The following is a 6,291-nucleotide window of genomic DNA, read 5'->3' on the forward strand; positions in this document are numbered from 1 at the left end:
TCGCCATCAACTACCGCACCGACGAGCTTGTCGCCCGCGTGCGGGAATTCACCGCGGGCAGGGGGGTCGACGTGGTCTATGACGGTGTCGGCAAGGCGACGTTCGAGGCCTCGCTCGACTGCCTGAGACCGCGCGGGCTGATGGTCAGCTTCGGCAATGCTTCCGGCCCGGTGTCGATCCCCAGACTGGGGATTCTGGCCGAGAAGGGGTCGCTGTTCCTGACCCGCCCGACAGGCGCGGCCTATTTCCGCACCGCCGACGACATCCGGACGGCGGCCGCGGCACTGTTCGAGATGCTGGCGAGCGGCAAGATCCGGGTGGCGATCGACCGGGTGCGGCCGCTGTCGGAGGTTGCCGAGGCCAACCGCGCGCTCGAAGCCCGCGAGACCACCGGCTCGACCGTGCTCATCCCCTAAGGCGACACGACTTGCCCGGACGGCGCGGCGCGGGTAAAGCCTGTCGCGTCGGGCAGGTGGCAGAGCGGTCGATTGCTCCGGTCTTGAAAACCGGCGGACGTGCAAGCGTCCCGGGGGTTCGAATCCCTCCCTGCCCGCCAAAAACCCAATTGTGTCATTGAAATAATTGATATTGTGGCTGCTCGACCAGGTCGAGGGGCGACAGGGCAATCAGGCCGGTGCGCGTGCCGACGAAGCCATCGGTCAACTGCTATATGTCGGAAGACTGTTTCGCCGGTTGCTGCGTCGATGTCGATCAGCGCCTGATCGGCGCCGCCGGTGAGCGAGAACGCCAGGAGCGGCGGAGCCGGATCGTCTTCGGTATCCGTCGCCGACCACCTCAGCCACCGACCGGGGGCGTTCCCCGGCGGCGGTCGGTCACGGGGCGGACTTTCGGGGGTGGCGGCAGCAGGTCGCGGATGTCCACGAACGGGTAGCTCGGCTCGAAGCGGTAGGCCTCGGCGAAGCCGGCGGGCGCATTGGCCTGCGCCGAGCGGAAGCCGTTGAGCTGCTCAGCCATGGCGACGAAGCGTTCGGGCTCCTGAGAGGCGTGAGCGCGGATGGCACGGCGCTTCGCTTCGAAGTGCGAGGAGACGTCGACCAGATGCGTCGGCAGAAAGCCCGTGCCCATCAGCGTGTCGGCCCACGCAACCGGCGCGGCAAAACTGGCCGCGATGCGGATCGCGTCGCTGAGGACGCGATGGTCGCGATGGTAGTCATTGGGAGCATGGGTCAAAACGAGGTCGGCCGCGCTGTCGCGAACGACCTGCGCCAGCGCGTCAACGAGGCGGGCATCGGCCACCAGCGCCCCATCGGGAAAGTCGAGGAAGGTCGGGGTCGTGCCGAGTGTGGCGGCAGCGGCCGTGGCTTCCTCGCGGCGGACACGGCGAAGCTCGGCGGGCGGCAAGGCGCCGCCACCCGCCCCGTCGGTCGCGACCACCAGGTGCACCTCGTCACCCCGCGCGCATGCCGCTGCCAGCGTCCCGAACATGTAGATCTCGAGATCGTCGGGATGGGCGCCGATGGCGAGGAGCTTCATGCCGCCTCCAGGAACTCGATGACCATCGCAGCCGTCCAGGTGAAGCGGCCGCCCCCGCACGGCTCGCCGGTCAGGGGATCATAGTACTCGGCGAAGCCGGAGTGGGTGATGAGTTCGAGGCTGGAACGAACGATGTGGTCGGCGACGGCAGTCTCGCCGACCGCGCGCAGCCCGTCCTGGATCATGTAGTTCATCACCAGCCATGCGGGCGCGCGCCAGTAGCGCTTGGGCTCGAAGCGCGGATCGAACGGATCGTGCGAGGGAACGATAAAGCGGACCCGTTCGGCCCAGCGCTCGATGGTCCGCGCCACGTCCTGCGCCCGCTGGCGCGGCACCGCGGAAAAGACCGGCAGGATGCCCCCGATCGAGGCGCTTTCGATGAGTTGGCCGGTGACCCGGTCGCGACAGAGATACTGGCCGTGCCGGGCACTCCAGAGGCTCTCGAGTGCCGCCAGCCCGCGCGCGGCACGCGCCCGGTTGGCCTCGGCGATCTCGTGTTCGCCCAGTTCGTCGGCGAGCGCTGCGAGGTCGGTGGCGGAGCGGATCAGGATGGCATTGAAGCCGGGGTCGACGACCCTGAAAGGCGAGGCATCGTGCAGCCGCGCATTGTCCCAGCCGAGCGAGCGGAAAAGCTGCACCAGCCACAGGTAGCGGTCGTACTGCGCCTTGGTCGGGCGATGGGCGGGATCGGCATGCTGGGTGTCACGCCGCACATAGGGGGCGACGCCGTCGGTGGGGACGCGATCGAAGGCTTCGTCCCAGTCGATCGAGTTGTCGCGCCCGGATTCCCAGGGATGCAGAATGGCCGCAAGTCCCTCGCCCGACGGATCCCGCTTCTCGTAGAACCACCGGTGCCAGGCATCGACCCTGGGGAGCAGCGCCCGCGCTCGCTGTGCCGCCGCCTCCCGGTCGCGGGCGCGATCGAAGAGCCGCCTGACGGCGAAACCGGCGACCGGAGGCTGGGTGATGCCGGAGGTCGCGACCGGGCGGTCGGTGCCCCAGACGTCCGGTCCGGGGAAATAGCCATCCGAATGGGCATGGAACACGATGTGCGGGACCATCCCATCGGGCCACTGGTGCGCCAGCAGCGTCTCGATTTCGGTCCACGCCCGGGCCTCGTCGTAGTGCGACTGCCCCAGCGCGGTGAGGCACGAGTCCCAGTTCCACTGGAAGGGATAGAGTCCCTTGGTTGGGACGGTGTAGCTGCCCCGGTCGTTTTCCCTGAGGACCTCGAGAGCGCGGTCGTAGATCTTCTCGGTTTCGGGTGTCATGGATGTGTCCTCGATATCTCTTGAGGTCAAACGACGGCGTTGCCGCTTTCGGGGTGGAACCACCGGACGCGGTCTGGCTTGGGAAGCAGGCTGAGTTCGTCGCCGGGGCTGATCCTGACATCGCTGTCGAGCACGGCCCGGAACAGAGCCCCATCGACCTCGGTGGTCACCAGAGTATGGGCGCCCAGCGGCTCGACGACGCGCGCTACGGCACTCAGCCCGCCCGGCGCCATCGAGAGGTCTTCGGGACGGATGGCAAACTCGAGCAGTTGGCCAACGCCCGCCGGGCCGGGGAGCGACAGGCCGGCCACCTGGTAGCGGCCATCGCTCGCCCGTGTCGCGGGCAGGAAGTTCATCGGCGGGCTGCCGATGAAGCTGCCGACGAACCGCGCCGCCGGATTGCGGTAAACCTCGACCGGCGAGGCGGCCTGCACGATGCGCCCGCCATTCATCACCGAGATCCGGTCGGCCAGCGACATCGCCTCGACCTGGTCGTGCGTCACGTAGACGGTCGTGGTCTTCGATCCGGCGAGGACGCCCTTGAGCTCGGCCCGCATCTCGAGGCGCAGCAGCGCGTCGAGATTGGAGAGCGGCTCGTCCATCAGGATGACGTCGGGCTCCATGGCGAGCGCCCGTGCCACAGCGACCCGTTGCCGCTGCCCACCCGACAGCTGTCCCGAGTAGCGCTTGAGCAGCTGTTCGATATGCATCAGTTCAGCGGTGCCATTGACCCGGCGCACCACCTCTGCCTGCGGCAACTTCTTCATGCGCAGCCCGAACGCGATGTTCTCGAAGACGGTGAGGTGCGGAAAGACCGCGTAGTTCTGGAACACCATGGCGATGCCGCGCTCGCGTGGCGGCAACCGGTCGACGCGGCGCCCACCGATCCACACTTCGCCCTCAGTCGGGGTCTCGAGACCGGCGATGATCCTGAGCAGAGTGGTCTTGCCGCAACCCGAAGCGCCGAGCAGCACCATGAACTCCTGGTCGGCAATCGTCAGATCGATCGACTGGAGGGCACGGAAGGCCCCGAAGCTCTTGGCAACGCTCTTGATGGCGATCTCGGCCACGGCAGGCTCCTAACGGTTGGCGATGCCCCACATCGCAAACAGGTACTTTCGGACGGCGAAGATGAAGACGAGCGCCGGAATGACCAGCGCTGCGCCACCGGCAAAGCGCAGATGCATCGGCGACACCGAGAGGCTCTGCAGCAGGAAGGCCGGCAGCGTGCGGTTCTGCACCGTCAGGACCGCCGCAGCGAAGACCTCGTTCCACGAAATGGTGAAGGCGAACACGGCCGACGCGGTAAGGCCTGGCAGCACCAGCGGCAGCACGACCTTGTGGAACGCCTGCAGGCGATTGCAGCCCAGGGTCCAGGCCGCCTCTTCGAGCTCGAGCGGAATGCCCGAGAAGATCGAGAAGGTGATGAGGACCGAGAACGGAATGGCAAGCGTGGTGTGGACCAGTGCGAGGCCCACCGGCGTATCGTCAAGCCCGATGCGGATGAACATCACGGCGATCGGCAGAGCCAGCAATGGCAAGGGGAAGGCCCGCGTCATCAGCACCAGCATGCGGAACGCCGACTTGCCCGGGAAATCGAACCGGCTCAGCGCATAGCCGGCAGGCGCGCCGATGCCGATGGAGAGCGCCATGGTCAGGAGAGCGACAAGCAGCGAGTTCCACAACGCCCCCAGGACCCCGGCAAAACCGAGGAAGAACTGTACCGAGCCGAGGTCGAAAGATGGAATCCCGGTCTTGGGGAAGGCCGTGACCTCCTGCGGCGCGGACAGCGTGTTGACGAAGAGCAGATAGATCGGCACCAGCACCCAGGCACAGAGCACCAGGATGCTGGCGACGAAGAGAAAACGCCCCACACCGGTGATGTCCGAGACCGGCCTGGGCGAGTCGGCCGGTACTGCCGCCTTCGAGGTCATGGCGTCGCCCCCTTCGGCGTGCGCAGCAGGCGCAGGAACATCAGCGTCGCGGCGATGGAAATGGCGAGGATCACCAGGGCATAGGCGGCTGCGACGCTCTTGTCCTGGAGCGCGAACTGCCAATTGAAGGTCTCGCCCGTCAGCACGGGCAGGGTGGTACCGCCCAGTGCGACGACGACGGCAAATACCTCGAAGGCGGCGATGGTGCGCAGGATCAGCGCGGTCTGGATGCTTGGCCGCAGCATGGGCAGCGTCACCGTGAGGAACCGCTTCCATGGCCCGGCGCCGAAGACTTCGGCCGCCTCGTAGTACTCCTTGGGGATCAGCCCCATGCCCGAGACGAGGATGACCATGACAATGGCGGTTGCGCGCCACAGCTCGGCGAGGATCACCGCGACGAAGATCACCCACACGTTCTGGTAGCCCAGGTACAGGATCGGCTTGGCGATGACGCCGAGCCCCACCAGCATCGAGTTGAGGAAGCCCGATTGCTCGAAGATCGCCAGCCAGATGATGCCGGCGGCCAGATCGGAGAGGCCGAGGGGGATGGAGAAGATGTAGAGAATGGCGCTGCGACCGGTCTGCAGCCTGGCAACGATCGATGCCATGCTCAGCGCCATGGCGAGCTGCAGCGGCACCACGATGGCGGCGAGGATCACGGTGTTCCAGAAGGTCGGCCAGAACTTCCAGTTACCGGCCATGGTCTGGAAATGCCTGAGCGTCAGGCCACCCTCGGTGGTGAACGCCTGCACCGCTATCTGCGCGAAGGGGTAGAGGAAGAAGACGAACAGGAACAGCGTGGCCGGAGCCAGCAGAAGATAGGGCAGGTACCGCTGGTTCATTGCTCGTCCCTCGGGAGTGGCACCGTCCGGAGCCGAGGCCCCGGACGGCGGGGGGAGGATCAGTCGACCGGGCAGGCCCCCTGCGAGGGCGCATCGGGCAGCCAGCACGGCGCACCGGCCTCGTTCATCACAGCCCGCAGCGCTTCGGCCTGCTGATCGAGCACCTGGCGGAGGTCCTGTCCGGCAAGCACGGCGCGTTCGAACGTGTCCACGTAGACCTGATTGAACAGTCCGCCCTTGTCGCCGAGCCCGATCGGCAGCAGAGCCGGCAGGGCATCGGGGGCGCTGGTCATCGCGGTAACGGCCGGCCCAAGGGCCCTGGCGGCGTTGGGCAGATCGGCCGGCAGGGGCGCGTCGGTGGTCGGGAAGAAGTTGGTGGCGATCAACGTTGCAACCTGCTGGGCAGGCTGCATCATGTAGGCCACGAGTTCCTTCGCCTTGGCGGCATCAGGCGCCGTCGACGGCACCGCGATCCCGGCCAGAACCGGCATGAAGGCGCGGCCCTTGGGACCGGCCGGAGCCGGAAAGGCGACGAAGTCGTCGGGCCTCTGGTTGAACGCCTCACCCAGACGCGCGATGTGGTCGAAGGCGATCCAGACATCGCCGGTGAGCAGCGGCTCCTGCATGAAATCGTAGGTGGTCGAAGCCGGATTGGTGTACTGCCAGAGGGTCTTGAACGACGTCCAGGCCGTCTCGGCTTCGGCCGAGCGGAACTTGGTCACGTCGAACCGGTATAGGCCGGCAGCAGGA

At 66.9% G+C, this 6,291-nt stretch carries 7 protein-coding genes and 1 tRNA gene; 2 read left to right on the plus strand and 6 right to left on the minus strand.

The annotated features are described in order from the left end of the window. Positions 1–416: zinc-binding dehydrogenase (locus ACE3TU_RS17635; protein WP_374626569.1), on the plus strand; the 416-nt coding region annotated here is incomplete at its 5' end. Between the two features lie 50 nt (positions 417–466). Then, positions 467–556: transfer RNA gene (locus tag ACE3TU_RS17640), tRNA-Ser, on the plus strand. A 239-nt stretch (positions 557–795) separates the two neighbouring features. On the opposite strand, the gene ACE3TU_RS17645 is transcribed toward ACE3TU_RS17640, so the two are convergent. The 6 genes from ACE3TU_RS17645 to ACE3TU_RS17670 all read right to left on the minus strand — a co-directional run. Beyond that, positions 796–1,494 carry a PIG-L deacetylase family protein gene (locus tag ACE3TU_RS17645; RefSeq protein WP_374626571.1) on the minus strand — a complete coding sequence of 233 codons (699 nt, stop codon included), beginning with the start codon at positions 1,492–1,494 and terminating at the stop codon, positions 796–798. Beyond that, positions 1,491–2,765, minus strand: coding sequence for a trehalase family glycosidase (locus tag ACE3TU_RS17650; protein WP_374626573.1), 1,275 nt, complete (start codon positions 2,763–2,765; stop codon positions 1,491–1,493). The genes ACE3TU_RS17645 and ACE3TU_RS17650 overlap by 4 nt, the downstream gene beginning before the upstream one ends. 26 nt (positions 2,766–2,791) lie before the next feature. After that, positions 2,792–3,835, minus strand: a complete 1,044-nt coding sequence (locus ACE3TU_RS17655) for an ABC transporter ATP-binding protein (protein WP_374626575.1) — start codon at positions 3,833–3,835, stop codon at positions 2,792–2,794. A gap of 9 nt (positions 3,836–3,844) precedes the next feature. Beyond that, positions 3,845–4,699: a carbohydrate ABC transporter permease gene (locus ACE3TU_RS17660; RefSeq protein ID WP_374626576.1), complete on the minus strand. Its 855-nt coding sequence runs from the start codon at positions 4,697–4,699 to the stop codon at positions 3,845–3,847. Next, on the minus strand, positions 4,696–5,541 hold the full coding sequence (locus ACE3TU_RS17665) for a carbohydrate ABC transporter permease (protein ID WP_374626578.1): 846 nt from the start codon (positions 5,539–5,541) through the stop codon (positions 4,696–4,698). The genes ACE3TU_RS17660 and ACE3TU_RS17665 overlap by 4 nt, the downstream gene beginning before the upstream one ends. 59 nt (positions 5,542–5,600) lie before the next feature. Next, positions 5,601–6,291 (minus strand): extracellular solute-binding protein (locus tag ACE3TU_RS17670; protein WP_374626580.1); only part of this gene is annotated, 691 nt, incomplete at its 5' end.

It is taken from the genome of Devosia sp., assembly GCF_041917035.1.
Lineage (GTDB): Bacteria > Pseudomonadota > Alphaproteobacteria > Rhizobiales > Devosiaceae > Devosia_A.